Genomic DNA, 21,708 nt, shown 5'->3' with positions numbered 1-21,708 from the left:
TGCCCCAAACGCGCCCGGAGCCGGGATATTCAGGAACTCTCGGTTGGTCTGTTTATTCATCGAATTGCGCCAGAAACTTTTGGGCCACGGCCAAATGTCCGGCTTTAGTTTCCGTGGGCATCCGCGCACCAGTGCGGCACATCATGGCCCAGCGAGGGTTACGGGAAAGGGCATCGGAATGTTTGAAAATAAACCGCCAATATAGCCCATCCCAGATATCCGCCCAAGGCCCTTTGCCCCAATGGCTCATCTTGCGAATATAATTCGAGCCAGAAAAATATGGCTTTGTGGTGATCAGCCCCCCATCCGCGTGCTGGCTCATGGCATAGACGTTGGGCACCATCACCCAATCATAGCTGTCAACGAACATCTCCATGAACCAGCGGTAGATATCATCTGGGTCGATTTCACATAAAAACATAAAGCCACCGATGACCATCAGCCGCTCGATATGGTGGCAATAGCCGGTTTTAAGGACACGGCGGATTGTATCGTCAAGCGGGTCAATGCCTGTTGTCCCATCGTAAAACGCGGTGGGCATGGGGCGATGATGGTTCCAATGATTGGTGGTACGCATGGGGACACCAAGATCTTGGTAAGTGGCCCGCATAAATTCACGCCACCCGATGATCTGACGTATAAAACCCTCGACCGAATTGAGAGGGATAGCCCTACGCTCTGCGGTCTCTAGGGCAGCATCAAGAACCTGCCGGGGCGTCAGCAGGCCGATGTTCAGGGTTGGCGTTAACACCCCATGCCAGAGCCAGTTCTCACCCTCTACAATTGCGTCTTCATAGGTGCCAAACTGTTCGAAACGGCGTTCGAGAAATTGCTTTAGCCAGGCCGCCGCCGCGCTATGCGAGGTCGGGTAGTAAAGCGTTTCAAGCTCCCCAATCGCATGTGGAAAATCACGCAACACACTTCTGCGCGCGGCTTCGTCGATATCATCCGATAACGGCCAATCAATCCAGGGCAGGCTTTTTAGCAGGGCTTTGGGTACCTTTTTGCGGTTGTCTTCGTCAAAGCTCCATTGCCCGCCGATGGGTTGATCGCCCTGCATCAAAACGTCCAAACGGCGGCGCTGGCTTTTGTAATACTCGGCCATGAACCATCGCTGCCGCCCGCGGGCCCATGCGTGATTGTCGGCCTGGGTGTTTAAAAAGCCTGGCGTTGGAAGGATATTTAACCGGATACCAGCTTGGCCTGCGGCTTTGCGCAAGCGCCTTTCGGCAATGAAATCCACCGGGTCCGCCATGGCCACCCGCGTAATCCCCTCAGTGGCGAGACCTTGAAACAAGCGCAAGCAAGCATCGGCACGCCCGTCATATTGGAAGATCGTCGCTTTGAGACCACGGGCGATTAAATCCTGCTGATATCGCGCCATGCTGGCCCGGTGCAGCCACAGTTTTTGTTTGTGAAACTTTGCCGGATATTGTGGATCCCCAAAAAACAGCGGGTCTTCGAAGAGAACCACCCTGGCCGGTGATCCCGCCAATCCGGGGTGCGCGGCAAAGAGTTGATTGGGCAACAGAAGTGTCGCTGAGAGCAAGGTTTTATCTTTCATCGGGGATCTGTGATCAGGCTGGCGGTTAGGTTCAGATCGCGCAGTTTGGTGGGGATATTTTCCTCAAGCCGAACCCATCAGTCATGCCGCGCCCCGGCAACGCTTCGAGCAATATTTCACCTCGTCCCAAACCTTTTCCCACTTCTTGCGCCATATGAATGGCCGCTTACAAACAGGACATGTTTTAACGGGCAAGCCTGATTTCTTGCGCATCTTCATTATGGCTCTCCGAATGGTAGGCTGAGTTGCCGTGTGTTGGCTACTTTCGCGGTTTTTTTGCGGGCGCGTTGCGTGGATTTTCGGCTGGCATGTTTGGCCACAATGGCTTGGGCTTGCTCCCGAAACTGCCGGCCTTTCCGAATGCTCCATACCTTTTCGCGCGCGGCTTTGGCCGCCAGCATATGGTCAAACACGCGCGCGGGATACGTGGCGTCGATCACGCTGGCCGCGTTATCGGCCTTCCATGGTTCATGGATATAAGAGTCGGGGATCGCGGCCAGTTCAGGCAGCCATTTGCGAATAAAAACGCCTTTCGGATCCTGATCGTACCCTTGTTTAACCGGATTATAGATGCGCACCGCATTGATACCTGTGGTGCCAGACTGCATTTGCACCTGGCTCCAATGAATGCCTGGCTCATAATCGGTGAACATGCGCGCCAAATGCAGCCCCGGCGCCCGCCAATCGAGCCACAGATGATAAGACGCCGTCGCCATTACCATCGCTCGCATCCGAAAATTCAGCCAGCCGCTCATGCGCAAGGACCGCATACAGGCATCCAAAAACGGATACCCGGTTTCCCCCCGCGTCCACGCAGCCAACAATGTTGCATCGGGCGTTCGAGGGCGTAGACCATCATAGAGGCGATGAAGGTTCTCAACCTCGATTCTTGGCTCATCTTCGAGCTTTTGAATGAAGTGGCAATGCCAGTGCAGGCGCCCAGAAAACGACCGCAGAGATTTGCGCCATGCCTTGGCTTCTGGCGGCAAGGCATGCCGTCTTGCCTCTGTGGCCTGCGCTACCTCGCGCATTGATAGCGCACCCCACGCCAAATAGGGCGATAGGCGCGAACAGGCCGTCGCGCCCTGAACCGGGCTGGACATGGCGCTTTGATAATATTCGCCGCGCGTGTTCAAAAAACTGTTCAGGCGCTCAATCCCGGCGCGGCGGCCCCCTGCCTGCCGATCACGGCACGTATCATAAGCCAGACCAAGATCACCAGCGCAAGGAATGCCCCCAACGTCCAGGCCGAGCGGCGCCAGCCGGGGCGCGCTTGATACAGGTTGTTTCATGAACGCGTCCCAGTGACCAGACCAGCCGTTTCGCGATTTTAGCCTGCGCCACACCCCATGGTTTTGCACCTCGTGCCACGGCACCCCCTGGCCTCTGCACCATGCGGCAACCTCAAGATCGCGCTGATATGTCCAGCCGTTTCCTGTTTCTTCATGTGACCAGAGCGCCGTGATACCAAACCGCTTCTTCAGGTCCGCAAGCACATCAATCACCGTGCCACTGCGCACCAATAGAGGCTGCCCTAGGCGGGCCAGATCTTCTCGAAGTTCGGACAGGGTTTCGGCGATAAATGCCCATTGGCGATAGGACGCATCTGGCTGACGCCAAAGCTCAGGCTCAACGATATAGAGCGGCAAAACGGGCCCCAGCTCGGCCGCCATTGCCAGAGCCTTGTGATCTTTCACCCGTAGGTCTCTTTTGAACCAAACGATCTGCACGCTCAACGAACCTTCTGGCATGAACAATACATTGACCAGTACGTTAGAAACCCACGATTGGATTTCTCTTTACGGCCATCTTTTCGAGAATGTTCAGCCCGCCTTACCAGCACCAAAGACGCGCGTGATTAACTAAGCAGACGCACAGGTTTCCGCAGCAAGTCTTAGCTGTCGCGCGCTATCCAAACTCCGCACCGAACCGAAGCATCATTCATCTTCCTGGGGCTTGAGACCCCCCATCAGGATCTTTTGAAATCTGGGGCATTCAAGGTGGGATGGCGCAGTGCACGCTGCGATATGATCCAGTAAATCCGCTGTTAGGTGCAGTTCTTTCGCTTGGTTTCGCAAAGTATCTGCTTGGTTGCGTAACTCGCCGCGACTGATTTCCAGCTTGCCGCCCTGTGGGCGAAACAGATTTCCAATCTCATCAAGCGAATAACCAGCTCTACGGCCAAGTGCGATCAACGCAAGACGTGTGAGCACTCCGTCATCGTATTCACGGCGCAGCCCTCGCCGACCATCTGACGCGATCAAGCCCCGCTTTTCGTAGTAACGCAAAGTCGAGGGGGGCAAACCGCTACGTTGAGCGACTTCCGCGATATCCAGCCGATACATATTGACTTAAACCTTGCTTCAAGTTGCAGAAAAGATGCGGGATTCGTTGAAGAAAGGAAAGCACATGAATGTCGCGGAGTTACTGTTTCTTGGAGCCGCAGCCGGGCTGGGCGCAACCGTTATTGCTGATCTTGTTGCAGTATTACGCCAAGGCTGGGCCATGACCCACGGGTTTTACTGTTTAGTCGGCCGTTGGGTTGGGTCACTCGCGTACAAGGGCTTTGTCCATGACGACATTCGAACGTCTGCGCCAGTTGGCCATGAAGCAGTGCTCGGATGGGGTGCCCATATCGCCCTCGGTGTGGTCTATGGGATCAGCTTCGCCGTCTTGGTTGGTCCAGCGTTCTTCGACATGCCTCAACTCTGGCAGGGTCTACTCTTTGGGCTTGCCACTGTTCTTGTGCCTTGGTTCATTTTTCAACCGTTGTTCGGATGGGGAGTTGCCATGTCAAAAGCGCCAGAGCCGTGGAAAATGCGTTTGAAAAGCGTGATCAATCATTCCGTTTTCGGGTTGGGAATGTGGCTAAGCGCGATGCTCTTAAATCCCATTCTCTGACTTGCGCATGGTTCCGGAAAAGCCGCGGCCGCGCACCCAATTGGCAGGAGCAGAGAGTAGCCTAAATCCTGCCCAAAGGGGAATGGCTCGACGATCATTTGAGGCAGAGCCCCGCTCTTGATCATGGGAGTCGAGAAACTCCGGCGCGGACCCTGCCCAATTGCATCTAGTTTGCCCATCTGACCCGATGTAGCCGGTTATGATGCCGCCTTGGACAAAAAGGACAGCCGAGGATCGGTGCGGGCGGGCGCAACCTCTTGGATGTGGGGTGTGGCAATGCCTTCGGCCACAAACGGGTCTTCAGAAACGCGCTCTTCAATCGAAGTAATATCAGAACCACTTGCTAAAATGACCCCGCCTCCCTGAGGCTTGAGACCGCCAACCAGCAGAAATACCCCGTCCTCGAAACCTTGCGCAATCCATGCGTTATGCGCGGCCATATAGTCCGGCGCTTTCGATTTCAGTTCTGTGAGTGTCAACGTGATGATATACATGTTCAGCCCTTTCAGCCTTTTTGAGTTTTCTGTTCAGCCACCGCATCGAGCCAGGCCACCATCTGATCGACCTCGCTTTCAAGGAACGGCTCGTCCGGGTAGGCATTGGCCAACATGGCCACCCCCTGGCTGCGCGCCAGAATATGCATCGCAAGTGCGTCGGCATCCTGCACCCGTCCCATGTCCTCAAAACGACGGCGCAGCCAGATACGAAACAGATCAAAGAGCTCTCGTGCGCCGGATTCGCCTGGGTGATTCAATTTTGCCAGTTCCGAAAACAATGTCCCGATAGGACACCCGAACGACCGTATTTTTTTATTGTTCATCAACAAGATACCAATGAAGCGCGCAACGCATTGCTTCGGTGTCTGGTCGGCCTCGACCCAACTACCTAGCATTTCGTGCCTTTCTTTAATGCGACGCTCGATAACCGCATCAAGGATCTGGTCCTTCGTCTTGAAATGGTAATAGAAGTTGCCCCGCGATATTCCGACCGCTTCGGCGACATCCGCAAACGAAGTGGCTTCGAAACCGCGTTCATAGAACAACCTATCGGCTGAAATGACGATCTTCTCTCGTGTTGCGGATGCTGCCATTTTCAAACCTTTCAATATGGACGTTCAAACCTCGTCAACCAGGCGGACGAGAAGAGGCCGTGCCTCACTTTGATCTCCCAGATTCGATCATAGGTCGTTTGTCCTAATGTTGACTTCTGGGACACTTGTCCTAATTTGTCAACAAGGTTCTTCACAGCACGCGAGGTGTAGATCGGTGCGCAGATTCAGAATCTGGGTCAGGTTGAAAAACGCCAGGCCAAAGCGCCGTTTGATTACGGGCTCTAGGACGCAGCTTTGGCCTTTCGGTGCGCAGCAGCTTTCGCGCGGTTTCCACAGACCTTCATGCTGCACCAGCGCCGCTTGTGGTTCTTGCTGATATCCAGAAAATACAAGGTACAGGTCGGACCCTCGCAATTTCTGACATAGGTGAAGTCAGCTTCGCAGATCAGCTTGGCACTGGCTTCGGCGATACGGGTCAGCAGGTCCCGCGGGCTGCCAAGCTCGAACTTTTTTCTCAGAACAAGCGCCGTTGTCTGACCATCCTCTGCCTGCGAGGTCTCGATCTGCGCGGTCATGTGCCCGCCGCGCAAAATCTCGTTGATTCTGGCAATCACCGGATGGGTGAGCGGCAATTCTTCCTGCCCAGCGGCAATCTGGATGAAGTCGCGCAAGGCGTCGCGGAAGTCATGTATTTCTTTCAGGGCCACTGCAAGTTCGCCAGCCCGAGCCCCCTTTTGAATGGTAACAAGTTCATCCGCTTCGCAAAGTCCAGAGCGTTCAAGCCATTCCAAGAGATCCGCTTCGGTCTGCAGCCAGTCAATAAGCGTCCCCTTTGGCGCGGCAACCGAGTTCAGGAAATCGAGAGCCAGGTGTTCACCAACGAACATCGCGCCCATTCGGTCATTCGCAGTGGTCATATCGGCCTCATTGGCAAGGGATCAGTCGGACAGCCTCTCAATATAACCGGACACACCCCATTTAGAAAGTTATTTCCAGCCAACGCGATCTCACTCCCAATCACGTAAAAGTAACTTTTAAATTTGCCTTTGTACAGCTACCCAAAAGTAACCGTCTATTTTATTTTCATAGGTTACCAAAGGAACTGCACATGACACGCCCCTTAAAAACTGCAATCCCCCTCGCCGCATTCCTGCTCGGCTCAGGCACATGGGCAGAGGCAATGAATTCGGACAGACCCAGCTACAACCGCGCCGAGATTGGCGAAGTGTCGATTTTCTATCGCGAAGCGGGCCCAAAGAACGCACCAACGATCCTGCTGCTCCACGGATTTCCATCTTCGTCACACATGTTTCGGGATCTGATCCCAAAGCTTGCCCAAGAATACCATGTCGTCGCACCGGACTATCCCGGCTTTGGGCAATCCTCTGCGCCAGATGCCGAAGGCTATGACTACGACTTCGCGACACTTGCGGAAACGATCGACGCGTTTACCCAAGGCCTCGGGATTGAAAGCTACACCCTGTATATGCAGGATTTTGGCGGCCCTGTCGGCCTGCGCCTGGCACAAAAACACCCTGAACGCGTCGAGGGGCTCATCATCCAGAACGCCACCTTCCATGCCGAGGGGTGGAACCCGGACATCGTCGCACAGTTTGCGCCCTTCTGGGCGGAGCGCACAGCCGAGACCGAGCAACCATTGCGTGCGTTCTTCAAACCCGAGACCACCCAATGGCAATACACCCATGGCTCCGGCCGAAGCGATCAGGTCAGCCCCGACGCCTGGGTCAGTGATCAGGCTGGGCTGAATCGGCCCGGCAATTCCGAGATCCAGCTGGAGTATCTATGGAACTATCAAGACAACATCGCACGCTATCCGTCATGGCATGAGTATCTGAAGCAGGCGCAGCCTGACACTCTGGTTGTCTGGGGTCGCAATGACCCGTTTTTCACCCAAGCCGGGGTCACAGCACTTCAGGGCATCTTACCAGAGGCTCAGGTGAACCTCTACGACGCCGGCCATTTCGCCCTGGAAACTCATGTATCTGAAATCTCCGATGAAATTCTTCGGTTTATGGCGCGCTAAGCCCGCCGACCGTCATCAAACCAAACCCAGCAAAGGAAAGAAAACCATGACCAAGATTCTGCATATCATGGCCTCGCCGCGCGGCGACGCCTCGCAATCCACCAAACTTGCTAATGCCTATCTTGCAGCCCAAAAAGCGCGGCACCCTGACGTCGAAATTGACCTTCTGGACTTGTGGCAAGCGGATCTGCCAGAGTTTGACGGCGACAAGGCCGCGGCCAAAATGACATTCTTCGGCGTGGGCGAGATGGACAGCTCCAGCCAGACGGCCTGGGACCAGATCGTCGCCATCACCGAGCGCTTTACCTCTGCCGACGAGTATGTCCTTTCGGTGCCGATGTGGAATGGCGGCGTTCCCTATAAGCTCAAGCAATATATCGACATCATCACCCAGCCGGGTCTGTTGTTCGGATTTGATCCGGAGGACGGGTATAGCGGTCTGTTGGAAAACAAAGTCGCGCGCGTATTTTACAGTGCGGGAGTTTACGCACCGGGCGCCCCGGCCAAATACGGGGCGGACTTCCACTCGACCTATCTGTCCTGGTGGCTCGACTTCGTTGGCATTACCCAGGTTAAGGACGTGCGCTTCCAACCCTCGCTTCTGACCGCGGATCCCGCGGGCAACCAGAAAGCCGCCGTACAGAAGTCTGCCGAGTTGGCGGACTGACCCCAATCGCGACCGCCACCGCACCCCCCTGCCCCTGCTCGTTGAAAACTACTGCCTCGCTATGTCGGCAGCGATCTTCGGGATGCGGTCGGCTCGGTCATCGCCGACCAGGTCTCGATCGCCCCGACGATCTATGTTGATCAGGGCGCCTCGGTCACCGTGCTCGTGGACCAGGATGTGGTGATCTATTGACCCGGATAGAAAGCCCAGCCTCCTACCTCGAGCGCTATCTCGACCCGTTCCGCGACCTTCTGCGGCGCGACGACGTGGTCGAGATCGCGATCAACCCGGATGGCAAGGTCTGGCTCGAGGTCGCAGGCGACGCCGCCATGCGCCACGAAGGCCAGACGGTGGACCGGACCACCGCGCTCAACATGGCCCAGACCATCGTCGGCGATGCCAAGGCGCGCGTCTCTGAAAAGAACCCCCTCGTCTCCGGCAAGGTGGAATATGCGGGCCGTCCCCTCCGGGTCCAGGTTGCCGTACCGCCCGCCATAGATCGCGGCGCCTCGATCACCATCCGCCTCTTCGCCTCGGGCAGCGTCAGGGACTACGCGCCAACCTATCTCTTCGGCAAGGCCGTCTCGCTCGACGCGCTCCGCGCTGAGAAGATGAAGAACACCGCCAGTCTGGCAGAGGAGAACCTTGAGGCCGCGCTGCAAACCCTGGTCGAGGCGCGGCTCAACGTCCTGATCAGCGGCGGCACCTCGACCGGCAAAACGACCTTCGCCCGCCATCTTCTTACCTACGTGAACGAGCTCGAACGGCTGATCACCATCGAAGACGCCCTCGAACTCTTCCCCGGTCAACCCAACACCGTCGCACTCCTGGCCGACCGCAGCGCCGGCTCGCAACGCAGCGCTAACGCCCTCCTTCAGGCCTCCCTCCGCATGCGCCCCGACCGGATCATCGTTGGCGAGCTACGCGGCGCCGAGGCCTTGACCTATCTCGAGGCCATCAACACCGGCCATGGTGGGTCGGTCTCCACCCTCCACGCAGAGACTGCCGAACTCGCTATCGATCGGTTGGCGATCATGGTGCTGCAGGCCGGCACACCGCTGACCTTCGCCGAGGTGCGCGAATACATCCGGAAGTCCATTGATGTGATTGTGCAGCTCGGGCGGGCCGACGGGAAGCGGGGGATTACGGAGTTCTATCTGCCGGTCTGATGGCGGCTTTTAAATGGGTGTCTAGGTTGCCGCCATTAGCTGCAACTTGTAGGAATGGCCTGAGTGCGAACGAGGCCGAGTTTCAAGCAATCTCTGATAGTCAGACAAATCTAATTGTAACGTTGGAGTGCTTGTTGGCACCTCCGAACGCCGCCGTGGGATCAATGCAATTTACGGTTGTTCCTTGGTGAGCTTTGAACTGCCTAATAGCTCTAAAGATAGGGAGGTGTGCATGCCGAAATGACCACTGCCGGACGATCAGATATGTTGCGGAACCTGTGTGGTTCCCGGCTGTCAAAGAGATAGGCATCACCAGCCTTCAGAACGCGTACCTCTTCGCCCACAGTGACTTCGATTTCACCTGAAATCACGATCCCGCCCTCGTTGGCCTCATGTTCGATCATCGACTCACCGGTGTCCGCCCCGGCTTCGTACCGTTCATGTAACAGTTGAAGCCCGTGGGCCTTGGCATCGCCGACTTGCTTGATGGTGATCATCTTCTGCGCCAGATCGTCGTTCTGGTAGAGAAGCGAAGTTAGGTCGCGCAATTCGGATGGGGTGAAGAAGGGATGTTGGTTGCTGACCGTTTCAGGCTCAAAAAACTCTGACATCGTAATGTTCATTCCGCCCAATATTTTGCGCAAAGATGCGACAGAGGGACTGCTTCGGTTGGTTTCGATCATGGAAATCTGGCCATGCGGAACATTGGCGGTATCGGCTAACTGCCTCTGAGATAATCCAAATTGTGTCCTTAGTGTCTTGAGTCTTTCACCAACGTCAAAATCATCGGCCATACCGTCCACTCCTTTTTCGGTTCGCGTCATTGTAACAGCTCCGTCGTATGCTGCGCAATTTTTTGCTAGTAATGCTCTTAATATTGAGCAATGGTGTATGCAATTCTGAGCGTTCCGAAGGAGAATCGTTGTGACCGTCACTGACAATCTCAAGGCCCGCCGGGCCTCTGCCGTCGCCATTGGCGTCGCTACACGTGGAATTTATGCCGAACGCGCCGAAAACGCCGAACTTTGGGATGTTGACGGAAAGCGGTTCATTGACTTTGCAGCCGGTATTGCCGTGAACAACACCGGCCACCGTCACCCCAAGTTGATGGAAGCCGTCGCGACACAGTCGAAAGCATTCACGCATACCTGTTTTCACGTGGCGCCCTATGAAGGCTATGTTGCACTGGCCGAGCGCCTGAATGCTTCTACCCCCGGTGATTTCGATAAGAAAAGTATGCTGGTCACGACCGGTGCAGAGGCTGTTGAAAACGCGGTCAAGATGGCGCGCGCCTATACCGGCCGGTCCGGTGTCATCGCGTTTTCTGGTGCGTTCCATGGTCGGACACTGATGGGTATGGCGCTTTGCGGCAAGGTCACGCCCTACAAGAAAGCATTTGGCGCCATGCCGCCGGAAGTTCTGCACGCGCCCTTCCCGAACGAATTCCATGGGGTCACCGTGGAACAGTCTCTGGCCATTCTGGACAACATGTTCAAAAGCTCGATCGACCCTGAGCGCGTGGCGGCAATGATCATCGAACCCGTGCAGGGCGAGGGCGGTTTCAACATTGCTCAGCCTAAATTCTTGCGTGCCCTTCGCAAGATCTGTGACGATTACGGTATCGTTCTGATCGCCGACGAGGTGCAGGCCGGTATTGCCCGGACTGGCAAAATGTTTGCCTTTGAGCATGCAGGCGTTGCTGCTGACCTCGTGACGATGGCCAAGGGTCTTGCGGGGGGCTTCCCGCTATCCGCCGTGACCGGCCGGGCCGAAATAGTCGACGCAGCGCCGGTTGGCGGCATCGGTGGCACCTATGCAGGGAACCCGCTGGCGGTTGCCGCAGCAAATGCCGTTTTCGACGTAATTGAGGAAGAAGGCCTCTGCGCACGTGCGACCGAGATTGGCGACATGATCAAGAGCCGGTTGACCGACATTGCCGCACGTCAGGGCATGGAGGCGATTGGAGATGTACGCGGGCTTGGGGCGATGATTGCCTTTGAACTGGTCACGGATCGTCAGACCAATGCGCCGGACCCAGCGCTGACTCAGGCCATCGTGGCCGAAGCCGAAGCGCGCGGGTTGATCATCCTTCCTTGCGGAACGCGCGCCAACGCTGTGCGCCTGCTGCCGCCGCTGACAACGCCGATGGCGCATGTCGACGAGGCGCTGGATATCCTCGAGGCCTCCATCGAGGCCGCAATCAATGCAACCGCGCAAGCCGCGGAATAAGGAGACCGGAGAGATGGCAAAGGACCTCGCCCCCCAATCGAAACCCGACCTGAATGCCTTCAACTGGGAAGATCCCTTTCTGTTGGAAAGTCAGCTGCTTGAAGACGAGCGGATGATCCGTGATGCGGCCAAGGCCTATTGCGATGAAAAGCTGATGTCGCGCGTTACGGCGGCTTTTGAGAACGAGCAGACCGACCCCGAGATTTTCCGCGAAATGGGCGAGATGGGCCTGTTGGGCACCACGGTCCCCGAAGAATACGGCGGCATCGGTGCGGGCTACGTGAGCTATGGCCTGGTCGCGCGAGAGGTCGAGCGGATTGACTCAGGCTATCGCTCGATGATGTCGGTGCAAAGCTCGTTGGTGATGTACCCGATCTATGCCTATGGCAGCGAAGAGCAGCGTCAGAAATACCTGCCCAATCTGGCCTCGGGGGAATATATCGGCTGTTTCGGCCTGACCGAACCCGATGCCGGATCGGATCCGGGCAGCATGAAGACCACCGCCAAGAAGGTCGACGGCGGTTATGTGCTGAATGGCTCGAAAATGTGGATTTCCAACGCGCCGATTGCGGATGTTTTCGTGGTCTGGGCCAAGTCCGACGCCCATGGCGGCAAGATCCGCGGCTTCGTGCTTGAGAAGGGCACCAAGGGGCTGAGCGCGCCCAAGATCGAGAATAAGGCGTCGTTGCGGGCGTCGATCACGGGTGAAATCGTGATGGACAATGTCGAGGTGGGCGACGATGCGCTTTTGCCCAATGTCGAAGGGCTCAAAGGACCGTTCGGCTGTCTGAACCGGGCGCGTTACGGCATCGCCTGGGGCGCGATGGGCGCGGCCGAGTTCTGTTGGCACGCGGCGCGTCAATACGGGCTGGATCGCAAGCAGTTCAACAAGCCGCTGGCGCAGACGCAGCTGTTTCAGCTCAAGCTGGCCAACATGCAGACCGAGATCTCGCTGGGCCTGCAAGCGGCGCTGCGAGTGGGGCGGCTGATGGATGAGGCCAACGCCGCGCCGGAAATGGTGTCGATCATCAAACGCAACAACTGCGGCAAGGCGCTGGAAATCGCCCGTCACGCGCGCGACATGCATGGCGGCAACGGCATCAGCCTCGATTTCCACGTGATCCGTCACATGGTCAACCTGGAAACCGTGAACACCTATGAAGGCACCCACGACGTGCACGCCCTCATCCTCGGGCGCGCACAGACAGGGTTGCAGGCCTTTGCCTGATTTCAAACTCGCCTATCCCGCGGTTTTCCTTACCGTGGAGCAGGCCTTTCTGGACCGGTTTTGACCGCCCATTTGCCTTAACTCCGAGAGCTTGTCATGAAAAAGAACCTTATTGCCGGCCAGTGGCTGGACGGTGTAGACGCGTCTGAAAACCGTAATCCTGCGAATATCTCCGAATTGATCGGGCATTTTGCCCGTGCCTCCGCAGAACAGGTTGATGCCGCCGCGACGGCGGCGCGTGCTGCCTTGCCCAGCTGGGTAAACGCCTCGCCCCAGGTGCGTTCGGACCTGCTCGAGGCGGTTGCGCAGCAATTGTTTGCGCGCAAGGACGAGATCGGCACTCTTCTGGCGCTCGAAGAAGGCAAGACCCTTGCCGAGGCCATTGGGGAAACGGTTCGGGCCGCCCAGATTTTCCGGTTTTTCGCGGGGGAAGCCATTCGTGTGACCGGTGATGCAATTGCTTCGGTTCGCCCGGATGTGGATGTGGACGTTGTGCGCGAACCGGTTGGTGTCGTTGGCCTGATTACGCCCTGGAACTTCCCGATCGCCATTCCCGCATGGAAGATTGCCCCGGCGCTGGCCTATGGCAACACGGTGCTGTTCAAACCTGCCGATCTGACTCCGGCCAGCGCGCATGTTCTGTCAGAGATCATCCATGATGCAGGGTGTCCCGCCGGGGTGTTCAACCTTGTCATGGGGCAGGGGTCTGTTGTGGGTAATGCGATCTCAACCCATCCGCAAGTGGATGCCATTTCCTTTACCGGTTCGGTTCCGGTTGGGCGTGGGTTGGCGGTTACGGCGGCGCAGCACATGAAGAAGGTCCAACTCGAGATGGGTGGCAAGAACCCGATGGTGGTTCTGGATGATGCGGATCTGGATATCGCGGTACCTGCGGTTTTGAGCGGTGCGTTTTTCTCTACGGGACAGCGCTGCACGGCCTCGAGCCGGATCATTGTTCAGGCCGGGATTCATGACGCGTTTGTCGAGCGTCTTTCTACGGAAATGAAGGCCCTCACCGTTGGCAATCCGCTCGATCCGTCGGTTCAGATCGGACCCGTCGTGTCCGAGAAACAGTTGCTATCGAACCTCGACTATGTCGCCATCGCGGGCGCAGAAGGGGCCGAGGTTATTGGTGGTGAACGACTGAACCAGGAGACGGAAGGGTATTTCCAGGCCCCGGCCATGTTCGTGAATGCAACAAACGAGATGCGGTCGAGCCGCGAGGAAATCTTTGGCCCCTGTGCGTCGATAATCAAGGTTGCGGATTTTGATGAGGCTCTTGCCGTGGCCAATGATACCGAGTTCGGCTTGAGTTCGGGCATCTGCACCGGCAGTCTCAAACACGCGCGCACGTTCAAGCAAAAGAGCCAGGCCGGTATGGTCATGGTCAACCTGCCCACAGCGGGCGTTGATTATCACGTGCCTTTTGGAGGTCGAAAAGGATCATCTCACGGTTCGCGTGAACAAGGGCGCTATGCGGCAGAGTTCTATACTGTGGTCAAGACCGCCTATAGTTTCGCGGGGTGATCAGACATGTCGCGAGAACTTGTCCTGGCAATCAATCCCGGCACCACGACCACGCGCTGTGCGCTTTACGAGACACGGGCTGAAGGTCTGTACGCAGTGTGTGTGCGGACCCTTGAACATGACGAAACCGTCATGGCGGGGTTCCGCAGTATCGCGGCGCAGCTGCCTTATCGGAGGGAATGCGTTTCGGCGTTTCTGGCTGAGGAGATGGGTGAAACCGACAGGCTCGTTGCTTGTGCCGGGCGCGGCGGCATGCTTACACCCGTCCCGCCCGGTGTGATCGAAGTAAACGCGGAACTGGTGCAGTTCGCGCTTTATAATCCGACATATCACCATGCCAGCAATCTCGGCGCACCGCTTGCTGCGGGGATTGCGTTTCAACATGGTGTGCGGGCCTTTGTCGTCGACCCGGTCAGCGTGGATGAACTGCCCCCCGTGGCACGGATTACCGGCTGCCCCGAGCTTCCCCGGTTCAGCTTTGTTCATGCGCTGAATATCCGGGCGTGTGGTCGGAAACTGGCGGCATCCAAGGGAAAAACGCTGGATGAATTGCGGACGGTGGTCGCGCATCTGGGCGCGGGTTTTTCGATTGCGGCCTTGGTGGATGGGCGGCTTGTGGACAGCTCGAACCGGATGGAGGTTTCTCCGTTCACACCCGAGCGCGCGGGAGGATTGCCGCCTCTTCCGCTGATCGAGCTTTGCTATTCGGGTACCTACACCAAGGACCAGTTGCTGAAGAAACTCTATGGCAATGGCGGTGTGTTCGCCCATCTTGGCACCAAGGATATCCGCAAGGTCGAAGCCATGGTCGATGATGGCAATGAACGAGCCCGGTTGGTCTATGACGCCATGATCCTGCAGGTTGCCAAGGCCATTGGTGCCATGGGCGCGGTTGCCGATTTCGATCTGGACGGAATCATACTTACAGGTGGCTTGGTGAACAGCCCTCGTATTGTTGCCGCCTTGAAGGAAAAGGTTGGTCGTATAGCGGATATCGTCGTCTATCCGGGCAGCAACGAATGCCTGGCATTGGCCGAAGGGGCGGTGCGGGTTTTGGCGGGAGAAGAAGCGGCGATGACGTGGCCGGTTCAGCCAATGGCTGAGGCGGTTTGATGTCGGGCGCCGGGTTCGCAGAATTGATGGCACGGTTTGCCAACGCCGGACGCGCCAGAAGCCTGTGCGTTGCAGGTGGGAACGATCCGGAGGTTCTCAACGCAGTTGCGGACGCGTTGCGACTTGGCCTTGTCGGGCGCGTCGTCGTGACCGGAGATGTGGGTTCGATCGCGCGGCATGTGCCTGCGGACGTGGCGGAGCGGGTTGATTTGCGTGATGCCGAAACGCCCGCCGAATGTGCCAACAAGGCCGTCGAAGTAGTGCGCGCAGGGGAAGCCGGTATCCTGATGAAAGGCCATGTTGACAGCACGTCCTATCTGCGCGCGATTGTGAGCCGCACAAACGGACTGCGCGACGGTGGGATTTTGTCCAACGTGACCGTGGCGGAAATGGCGTCTTATCCCAAGTTCCTTGCCGCGACAGATAACGGTATCGTTCCGGCGCCCGATCTTGACCAGAAGAGGCAGATCATCCTGAACACGGCTCGGCTTTTTCGTGGGCTTGGTGTAGATCCGGTCAAGGTTGCGGTGGTGGCCGCGACCGAGAAAGTGTCAGACGCGCTGTCAGCGACGCGCGATGCGGCCGCGCTGAGCGAGGAAAGCTGCAGCGGGAAATTGCCAGGTTTCGTCGTGGACGGGCCGTTTGGCTATGACGTCGCTGTCAGCCGTTCGGCGGCGATCAGCAAGAAACTGGATCAGTCGGAGGTCGCAGGTATGGCCGACCTCTTGCTGTTTCCGACAATCGAGGCGGCGAATGCCGTCGCGAAATCCTGGAAATTTCACGGCCAGGCAGAAACCGGATCACTGGTGCTTGGGGCAAGTGTGCCGGTGCTGTTGAATTCGCGTTCGGACTCAGCCGCGCGCCGTATCAACGCACTTTTGCTAGCTCTGGCCGTTTTAGCAGGGGAAACCTCGTGACGTTTCAGACAATAGGGATCATCGGTGCCGGGCAGATGGGCAACGGGATAGCACAGGTGTTTGCCGCATCCGGTTTTGATGTACGTCTGAACGACTTATCAGAGGATGCGCTGGAAGGCGCGGTTGCGCGTATTTCCAAGAACCTCGATCGGCAAGTGGCCCGTGGTAAGGCGACGGATATCGAGAAAGCTGACGTGATGTCCCGGGTCGGCACGACAACCGATTTGGGGGAGCTCGGCGCATGCGATCTGGTGATTGAGGCGGCCACGGAACGCGAAGACATAAAGGCCCGCATTTCTTCAGACCTGCAGCCGTCCCTGCAGTCCCACACCATTCTTGCAAGCAACACGTCATCCATCTCGATCACACGGCTTGGCGCAGGGACGGACCGCCCAGAAAGGTTTATCGGGCTGCATTTCATGAATCCTGTTCCGATCATGAAGCTTGTGGAACTGATCCGGGGCATCAACACGTCTGAGGAAACCTATCAGGCGATGCTGGGCCTGATCGAGCGGATCGGCAAAGTTTCCGCAAGCGCCGAGGATTATCCCGCGTTCATCGTGAACCGTGTATTGATCCCGATGATCAACGAGTCGGTTTATGCGCTTTATGAAGGTGTCGGCAACGTGGCGAGCATCGACGCTGCCATGAAGCTGGGCGCCAATCACCCGATGGGGCCTCTCGAGCTTGGGGATTTCATCGGGCTAGATACCTGTCTTGCGATCATGAACGTTTTGCACGACGGGATGGCCGATACCAAGTACCGGCCCTGCCCCCTGCTGACCAAATATGTCGAGGCCGGGTGGCTGGGCCGAAAGGTTGGCCGCGGTTTCTATGATTACCGGGGCGAGACCCCGGTGCCCACCCGTTAGTTTCAATAGGAGTCTATCGCTTATGAAGGTACTCGTGCCTGTAAAGCGCGTGATTGACTACAACGTAAAAGTTCGCGTGAAAGCGGACGGAAGCGGTGTCGATCTCGCAAACGTGAAAATGTCGATGAACCCGTTCGACGAGATTGCCGTTGAAGAAGCCATCCGCCTCAAGGAAGCCGGCAAGGCTGACGAAGTGGTCGCGGTTTCGATTGGCGTCAAGCAAGCCCAGGAAACCCTGCGCACCGCACTCGCCATGGGTGCCGACCGCGCCATCCTGGTTGTGGCCGCCGATGACGTGCACACCGACATCGAGCCTCTGGCCGTCGCCAAGATCCTGGCAAAAGTTGTCGAAGAAGAGCAGCCCGGCGTTGTTCTCTGCGGCAAGCAAGCCATCGACAACGATATGAACGCCACCGGTCAGATGCTGTCGGCTCTGCTGGGCTGGTCGCAAGGCACCTTCGCCTCTGAGCTGGACATCGACGGCGACAACGCTGTTGTGACCCGCGAAGTGGACGGCGGTCTGCAAACCATCAAGGTTGCAATGCCCTCGATCATCACTGTCGACCTGCGCCTGAACGAGCCGCGCTATGCGTCGCTGCCGAACATCATGAAGGCCAAGAAAAAGCCGCTGGATGAGAAGACCGCCGCCGACTATGGCGTCGACGTCACCCCGCGTCTGGAAATCGTCGGCACCGCCGAGCCCGAAGCCCGCGCCGCAGGCATCGTGGTTGGTTCGGTTGACGAGCTGGTAGAGAAACTCAAAGAAGCGGGGGCTGTGTAATGGCTGTTCTTCTTCTCGCAGAAGTCAACAACGGCGAACTGGCGCTGGACGCCACCGCCAAGGCTGTCACCGCGGCGAAAGCCCTGGGTGACGTGACCGTTCTGGCCGCGGGCGGGTCTGCCGCTGCAGCGGGCGAAGCGGCTGCCAAGATCGACGGCGTCGCCAAGGTTCTGGTCGCCGAAGACGAAACCCTGGGCCACCGCCTGGCGGAATCGACTGCAGCGCTGATCGTGTCGCTGGCGGATGGTTACGAGCACATCGTCGCTCCGGCCACCACCGACGCGAAAAACGTGATGCCGCGCGTCGCAGCCCTGCTGGACGTCATGGTGATCTCGGACGCAACCGCAGTGGTTGACGGCAACACCTTCGAACGCCCGATCTACGCCGGCAACGCCAACCAGGTTGTGCGTTCGTCGGATGCGAAAAAGGTCATCACCTTCCGCACCTCGACCTTCGACGCCGCTGGCGAAGGTGGGTCTGCCTCGGTTGAAACCGTTGGTGCTGCCGAAAACCCCGGCCTGTCGTCCTGGGTTGAAGACAAGGTTGCCGAAAGCGACCGCCCCGAGCTGACCTCGGCTGGCGTAGTTGTGTCCGGTGGTCGTGGCGTTGGTTCGGAAGAGGACTTTGCCCTGATCGAGAAACTCGCCGACAAGCTGGGCGCCGCCGTTGGCGCATCGCGTGCCGCAGTTGACTCAGGGTATGCCCCGAACGACTGGCAGGTTGGTCAGACCGGTAAGGTCGTTGCACCCGACCTCTACATCGCAGTCGGCATCTCGGGCGCCATCCAGCACCTTGCTGGTATGAAAGACTCGAAAGTCATCGTCGCGATCAACAAGGACGAAGAAGCACCGATCTTCCAGGTTGCAGACTTTGGCCTCGTTGCTGACCTCTTCGCTGCCGTACCAGAACTCACCGAGAAGCTCTGAGGGTGTCATGGAACACGTACACATTCCCGATCCGCTTTTGGAACATGGCTTCAGCGCCTCTGTTGATCATATGTTCGACAGGGCGGTTCAGTTCTTGAACCTTTCGCCGGGTCTTGAACAGAAGATACGCGTTTGCAACGCCACTTATACTGTGCGCTTTGGGGTCCGGCTTCGTGGTGGGATAGAGACCTTTACCGGCTACCGGTCGGTTCATTCCGAACATATGGAGCCGGTGAAGGGGGGTATCCGCTATTCGCTGGATGTGAACCGAGACGAGGTAGAAGCGCTGGCGTCGCTGATGACCTACAAATGCGCCTTGGTCGAGGCACCTTTTGGTGGCTCAAAAGGCGGCCTTTGCATCGATCCACGTCAATACTCCGAAGAAGAGCTTGAGCGGATCACGCGACGGTTTGCCTATGAGCTTGCAAAGCGTGACCTGATCCACCCGTCGCAGAACGTGCCCGCCCCCGACATGGGGACGGGGGAACGCGAAATGGCGTGGATTGCCGACCAGTATGCACGCATGAACACGACCGATATCAATGCTCAAGCCTGCGTGACCGGCAAACCGGTGTCGGCGGGTGGAATCGAGGGCCGCGTCGAAGCGACGGGACGCGGCGTGCAATACGGTCTGCGTGAGTTCTTTCGGCATCCCGAAGACGCGGCACGGGCCGGATTGCAAGGATCGCTCGACGGAAAACGGGTGATCGTGCAGGGGTTGGGTAACGTTGGGTATCACGCGGCCAAGTTCCTGTCTGAAGAAGATGGCGCCAATATCGTCGCCATTCTTGAGCATGATGGTGGTTTGTTCAGCGCGTCCGGGCTGGATGTCGAGGCCGTACGCCAGTGGATCCTGCAGAACGGCGGGGTGACCGGGTTCCCTGATGCTCTTTACGTCGAAAATGCGCCTGCCCTGCTTGAAGAGGATTGCGATATTCTCATCCCGGCAGCCCTTGAAGGTGTGATCAATCAGCACAACGCAGCACGCATCAAGGCGCCCCTTATTATCGAGGCAGCTAACGGGCCAATCACATTCCACGCCGATGAAGTCCTGCGTGCGAAAGGCACCGTGATTATTCCGGACCTGTATGCCAACGCCGGGGGTGTCACAGTCAGCTATTTCGAATGGGTCAAGAACCTGAGCCATATCAAGTTCGGACGTATGCAGCGGCGACAGGAAGAAGCCCGGCATCAGCTTGTCGTGGACGAACTGGAACGATTGTCCAAAGCGATCGGAACGACCTGGGAATTGTCAGCGGACTTCAAGTCGCGGTACCTGCGCGGTGCTGATGAGCTTGAGCTTGTGCGTTCCGGTCTCGATGACACGATGCGGAGCGCCTACCAATCCATTCGCGCATTGTGGCATGCGCGGCCGGACATTGGGGACCTGAGAACCGCAGCCTACTGCGTGTCGATCGAAAGGATTGCCGACAGCTACCGCTCCAAGGGGCTTTGATACGATGATGAATTCGGTCCTTTGCCTCTCTTGAGGCGAAGGCCGATGCTTTATCCGCTGATTTCGGATTTGAACGCGGATGGAGTGATCCCGAACCTGTTCTTGAACAGGCGCGAGAATTGCGCTTGATCCGAGAATCCGAAGCGGTAAGACACCTCCGCGACCGGCAGGCCCGGCGCAGAGGCGAGGCGATCTCGTGCCGCAATCAGGCGCTGGTCACGGATTTGCTGACTGACCGTGCCGTTCACGTCCTTGAACAGGTCATGTAGGTAGCGTTTCGAGATACCGCATCTTTCCGAGATCAGGTCTGGCGACAGGTCGGGGTTTTTCAGGTTCTCCCGAATGAATTTCTCAACCCGCGCGATGTGTGCTGAACGAACCGCTGAAAGGTTGCTGGTACTGGCGTCGGCGGTTTCATCAAGCGCCAAGCCGAGCAGTTCCAAAAGCTGGCGTCCCACGGTTTCGCTTGCCGCTGGTCCAATATCCGAAAGCCTTGATTGGGCCTGGTCCACCATCGAGGCAAACAAGCCCGCCGTACCCGTGGTTGCGTTGAACACTTGGGCACAAAATCGGTCGGGTTGCCGCACACGTTCCTCAAGCGCCTTGCGGCCAACCTTGAGAACAAACAGGTCATTGGGCTTTTCATAAAGGAACCGGTAGGGTTCATCGCCACGTTCGAGGATGAAGCCGCCTGGATCACAACGCACCTCCCGCCCCAGCTGGCGGAACTCGACTGAGGTCGCCCGAGGCAGGGTGATTAGGTATTCGCCCTCGTGCGTGTCACGAATATGCGCGCGCCGACGCTCGTAGCTCAAAGGGTCCGAGGTCAGCCGGGACATGGCGACATGGCCCATGGACATGCGGCTGAGTTGGCCATTGAACCGGATCGGATCGCGGAACTGAAGCTCCAGTGGAAAATACGATTCATTCACAACCGCGTTCCATTTGCTGGAGCGGTGCTGCGGTTCTGTTGCGGCCGTCGAGAATGTGAACTCGGCGGTCATATGCGTTCCTCCTTTTGATGAGCTTAATCGAAAACATCAATAAAACAAAAGAAATTGGCCGCTCTGCACTCAGCCGCAAACGGTTTTGCGCTGAGTGACAAAATGTTTTGCACAAATTTGCAAACGCTTCTGCGCGGAGCGTCAAGACCACCGCGATGCGCTGCGACAAGCTGGTTGAATGTGATCGACGCGCAGGAGGAGCGCGCCAGATCGGGGAAAGAAATTACACCCGTCGGGCGACCTTTCTGTGCCCATGCAG

22 protein-coding genes are annotated in these 21,708 nt (G+C 57.5%); 13 read left to right on the top strand and 9 right to left on the bottom strand.

Annotated elements, in window-relative coordinates; all coding sequences use genetic code 11:
- Positions 1-52: 52 nt before the first annotated feature.
- The 4 genes from ACP15O_RS13730 to ACP15O_RS13715 form a co-directional block, all read right to left on the bottom strand.
- Positions 53-1,564, bottom strand: a complete 1,512-nt coding sequence (locus tag ACP15O_RS13730) for a cryptochrome/photolyase family protein (protein WP_425096681.1) — start codon at positions 1,562-1,564, stop codon at positions 53-55.
- Between the two features lie 81 nt (positions 1,565-1,645).
- A complete protein-coding gene (locus tag ACP15O_RS13725) occupies positions 1,646-1,777 on the bottom strand; it encodes a DUF2256 domain-containing protein (RefSeq protein ID WP_446033527.1) in 132 nt (43 codons plus the stop codon).
- 5 nt (positions 1,778-1,782) lie between these two features.
- The gene (locus ACP15O_RS13720; RefSeq protein ID WP_425096679.1) at positions 1,783-3,315 is read right to left on the bottom strand and encodes an FAD-binding domain-containing protein; all 1,533 of its coding nucleotides are present in this window, start codon (positions 3,313-3,315) and stop codon (positions 1,783-1,785) included.
- Positions 3,316-3,501: 186 nt separating this feature from the next.
- Positions 3,502-3,909 carry a helix-turn-helix domain-containing protein gene (locus ACP15O_RS13715; protein WP_425096678.1) on the bottom strand — a complete coding sequence of 136 codons (408 nt, stop codon included), beginning with the start codon at positions 3,907-3,909 and terminating at the stop codon, positions 3,502-3,504.
- Between the two features lie 64 nt (positions 3,910-3,973).
- Here ACP15O_RS13715 and ACP15O_RS13710 point away from each other — a divergent pair, with 64 nt between their 5' ends.
- Entirely contained in the window at positions 3,974-4,465 is a 492-nt protein-coding gene (locus ACP15O_RS13710) for a DUF2938 family protein (protein ID WP_425096677.1), read from the top strand.
- Positions 4,466-4,662: 197 nt separating this feature from the next.
- On the opposite strand, the gene ACP15O_RS13705 is transcribed toward ACP15O_RS13710, so the two are convergent.
- The 3 genes from ACP15O_RS13705 to ACP15O_RS13695 form a co-directional block, all read right to left on the bottom strand.
- Positions 4,663-4,959 carry a YciI family protein gene (locus ACP15O_RS13705; protein WP_425096676.1) on the bottom strand — a complete coding sequence of 99 codons (297 nt, stop codon included), beginning with the start codon at positions 4,957-4,959 and terminating at the stop codon, positions 4,663-4,665.
- 11 nt (positions 4,960-4,970) lie between these two features.
- Positions 4,971-5,555 carry a TetR/AcrR family transcriptional regulator gene (locus ACP15O_RS13700; protein WP_425096675.1) on the bottom strand — a complete coding sequence of 195 codons (585 nt, stop codon included), beginning with the start codon at positions 5,553-5,555 and terminating at the stop codon, positions 4,971-4,973.
- A 242-nt stretch (positions 5,556-5,797) separates the two neighbouring features.
- Positions 5,798-6,433 carry a CGNR zinc finger domain-containing protein gene (locus ACP15O_RS13695; RefSeq protein ID WP_425096674.1) on the bottom strand — a complete coding sequence of 212 codons (636 nt, stop codon included), beginning with the start codon at positions 6,431-6,433 and terminating at the stop codon, positions 5,798-5,800.
- A gap of 191 nt (positions 6,434-6,624) precedes the next feature.
- Between ACP15O_RS13695 and ACP15O_RS13690 the strand changes: the two genes are divergently transcribed.
- From ACP15O_RS13690 to ACP15O_RS13680, 3 genes are all read left to right on the top strand, one after another.
- Positions 6,625-7,560: an alpha/beta fold hydrolase gene (locus ACP15O_RS13690; RefSeq protein WP_425096673.1), complete on the top strand. Its 936-nt coding sequence runs from the start codon at positions 6,625-6,627 to the stop codon at positions 7,558-7,560.
- Positions 7,561-7,606: 46 nt separating this feature from the next.
- Positions 7,607-8,227, top strand: coding sequence for an FMN-dependent NADH-azoreductase (locus tag ACP15O_RS13685; protein ID WP_425096672.1), 621 nt, complete (start codon positions 7,607-7,609; stop codon positions 8,225-8,227).
- Positions 8,228-8,424: 197 nt separating this feature from the next.
- A complete protein-coding gene (locus tag ACP15O_RS13680) occupies positions 8,425-9,396 on the top strand; it encodes an ATPase, T2SS/T4P/T4SS family (RefSeq protein WP_425096807.1) in 972 nt (323 codons plus the stop codon).
- 212 nt (positions 9,397-9,608) lie between these two features.
- On the opposite strand, the gene ACP15O_RS13675 is transcribed toward ACP15O_RS13680, so the two are convergent.
- Positions 9,609-10,190 (bottom strand): cupin domain-containing protein, encoded by a 582-nt coding sequence (locus ACP15O_RS13675; protein WP_425096671.1) that lies wholly within the window; start codon positions 10,188-10,190, stop codon positions 9,609-9,611.
- 130 nt (positions 10,191-10,320) lie between these two features.
- Here ACP15O_RS13675 and gabT point away from each other — a divergent pair, with 130 nt between their 5' ends.
- The 9 genes from gabT to ACP15O_RS13630 all read left to right on the top strand — a co-directional run bounded on the left by gabT (position 10,321) and on the right by ACP15O_RS13630 (position 20,445).
- On the top strand, positions 10,321-11,625 hold the full coding sequence (gene gabT / locus ACP15O_RS13670) for a 4-aminobutyrate--2-oxoglutarate transaminase (RefSeq protein WP_425096670.1): 1,305 nt from the start codon (positions 10,321-10,323) through the stop codon (positions 11,623-11,625).
- Between the two features lie 13 nt (positions 11,626-11,638).
- Positions 11,639-12,853 carry an acyl-CoA dehydrogenase gene (locus tag ACP15O_RS13665; RefSeq protein WP_425096669.1) on the top strand — a complete coding sequence of 405 codons (1,215 nt, stop codon included), beginning with the start codon at positions 11,639-11,641 and terminating at the stop codon, positions 12,851-12,853.
- A gap of 96 nt (positions 12,854-12,949) precedes the next feature.
- Positions 12,950-14,380 (top strand): aldehyde dehydrogenase family protein, encoded by a 1,431-nt coding sequence (locus ACP15O_RS13660; RefSeq protein WP_425096668.1) that lies wholly within the window; start codon positions 12,950-12,952, stop codon positions 14,378-14,380.
- 6 nt (positions 14,381-14,386) lie between these two features.
- Positions 14,387-15,493 carry a butyrate kinase gene (buk, locus tag ACP15O_RS13655; RefSeq protein ID WP_425096667.1) on the top strand — a complete coding sequence of 369 codons (1,107 nt, stop codon included), beginning with the start codon at positions 14,387-14,389 and terminating at the stop codon, positions 15,491-15,493.
- 26 nt (positions 15,494-15,519) lie between these two features.
- Positions 15,520-16,410 (top strand): phosphate acyltransferase, encoded by an 891-nt coding sequence (locus tag ACP15O_RS13650; RefSeq protein ID WP_425096666.1) that lies wholly within the window; start codon positions 15,520-15,522, stop codon positions 16,408-16,410.
- Entirely contained in the window at positions 16,407-17,282 is an 876-nt protein-coding gene (locus tag ACP15O_RS13645; RefSeq protein WP_425096665.1) for a 3-hydroxybutyryl-CoA dehydrogenase, read from the top strand. Before ACP15O_RS13650 ends, ACP15O_RS13645 begins: the two co-directional genes overlap by 4 nt.
- A gap of 22 nt (positions 17,283-17,304) precedes the next feature.
- Entirely contained in the window at positions 17,305-18,063 is a 759-nt protein-coding gene (locus ACP15O_RS13640) for an electron transfer flavoprotein subunit beta/FixA family protein (protein WP_425096664.1), read from the top strand.
- Complete coding sequence (locus ACP15O_RS13635; protein WP_425096663.1) at positions 18,063-18,989, top strand: electron transfer flavoprotein subunit alpha/FixB family protein; 927 nt, start codon at positions 18,063-18,065, stop codon at positions 18,987-18,989. The genes ACP15O_RS13640 and ACP15O_RS13635 overlap by 1 nt, the downstream gene beginning before the upstream one ends.
- Before the next feature lie 7 nt (positions 18,990-18,996).
- Positions 18,997-20,445 carry a Glu/Leu/Phe/Val family dehydrogenase gene (locus tag ACP15O_RS13630; RefSeq protein WP_425096662.1) on the top strand — a complete coding sequence of 483 codons (1,449 nt, stop codon included), beginning with the start codon at positions 18,997-18,999 and terminating at the stop codon, positions 20,443-20,445.
- 50 nt (positions 20,446-20,495) lie between these two features.
- On the opposite strand, the gene ACP15O_RS13625 is transcribed toward ACP15O_RS13630, so the two are convergent.
- Positions 20,496-21,449: an AraC-like ligand-binding domain-containing protein gene (locus ACP15O_RS13625; RefSeq protein ID WP_425096661.1), complete on the bottom strand. Its 954-nt coding sequence runs from the start codon at positions 21,447-21,449 to the stop codon at positions 20,496-20,498.
- Between the last annotated feature and the right edge of the window lie 259 nt (positions 21,450-21,708).

It is taken from the genome of Youngimonas ophiurae (nom. illeg.) (assembly GCF_049803795.1).
GTDB lineage: Bacteria > Pseudomonadota > Alphaproteobacteria > Rhodobacterales > Rhodobacteraceae > Thalassobius.
This window is presented reverse-complemented; position numbering and strand designations above follow the sequence as displayed.

Bases quoted from the DNA above. Each gene is read 5' to 3' on its own strand.
- ACP15O_RS13730 (WP_425096681.1), bottom strand. From the start codon at position 1,564: ATGAAAGATAAAACCTTGCTCTCAGCGACACTTCTGTTGCCCAATCAA.
- ACP15O_RS13725 (WP_446033527.1), bottom strand. From the start codon at position 1,777: ATGCGCAAGAAATCAGGCTTGCCCGTTAAAACATGTCCTGTTTGTAAG.
- ACP15O_RS13720 (WP_425096679.1), bottom strand. From the start codon at position 3,315: ATGCCAGAAGGTTCGTTGAGCGTGCAGATCGTTTGGTTCAAAAGAGAC.
- ACP15O_RS13715 (WP_425096678.1), bottom strand. From the start codon at position 3,909: ATGTATCGGCTGGATATCGCGGAAGTCGCTCAACGTAGCGGTTTGCCC.
- ACP15O_RS13710 (WP_425096677.1), top strand. From the start codon at position 3,974: ATGAATGTCGCGGAGTTACTGTTTCTTGGAGCCGCAGCCGGGCTGGGC.
- ACP15O_RS13705 (WP_425096676.1), bottom strand. From the start codon at position 4,959: ATGTATATCATCACGTTGACACTCACAGAACTGAAATCGAAAGCGCCG.
- ACP15O_RS13700 (WP_425096675.1), bottom strand. From the start codon at position 5,555: ATGGCAGCATCCGCAACACGAGAGAAGATCGTCATTTCAGCCGATAGG.
- ACP15O_RS13695 (WP_425096674.1), bottom strand. From the start codon at position 6,433: ATGACCACTGCGAATGACCGAATGGGCGCGATGTTCGTTGGTGAACAC.
- ACP15O_RS13690 (WP_425096673.1), top strand. From the start codon at position 6,625: ATGACACGCCCCTTAAAAACTGCAATCCCCCTCGCCGCATTCCTGCTC.
- ACP15O_RS13685 (WP_425096672.1), top strand. From the start codon at position 7,607: ATGACCAAGATTCTGCATATCATGGCCTCGCCGCGCGGCGACGCCTCG.
- ACP15O_RS13675 (WP_425096671.1), bottom strand. From the start codon at position 10,190: ATGGCCGATGATTTTGACGTTGGTGAAAGACTCAAGACACTAAGGACA.
- ACP15O_RS13665 (WP_425096669.1), top strand. From the start codon at position 11,639: ATGGCAAAGGACCTCGCCCCCCAATCGAAACCCGACCTGAATGCCTTC.
- ACP15O_RS13660 (WP_425096668.1), top strand. From the start codon at position 12,950: ATGAAAAAGAACCTTATTGCCGGCCAGTGGCTGGACGGTGTAGACGCG.
- buk (WP_425096667.1), top strand. From the start codon at position 14,387: ATGTCGCGAGAACTTGTCCTGGCAATCAATCCCGGCACCACGACCACG.
- ACP15O_RS13650 (WP_425096666.1), top strand. From the start codon at position 15,520: ATGGCACGGTTTGCCAACGCCGGACGCGCCAGAAGCCTGTGCGTTGCA.
- ACP15O_RS13640 (WP_425096664.1), top strand. From the start codon at position 17,305: ATGAAGGTACTCGTGCCTGTAAAGCGCGTGATTGACTACAACGTAAAA.
- ACP15O_RS13635 (WP_425096663.1), top strand. From the start codon at position 18,063: ATGGCTGTTCTTCTTCTCGCAGAAGTCAACAACGGCGAACTGGCGCTG.
- ACP15O_RS13630 (WP_425096662.1), top strand. From the start codon at position 18,997: ATGGAACACGTACACATTCCCGATCCGCTTTTGGAACATGGCTTCAGC.
- ACP15O_RS13625 (WP_425096661.1), bottom strand. From the start codon at position 21,449: ATGACCGCCGAGTTCACATTCTCGACGGCCGCAACAGAACCGCAGCAC.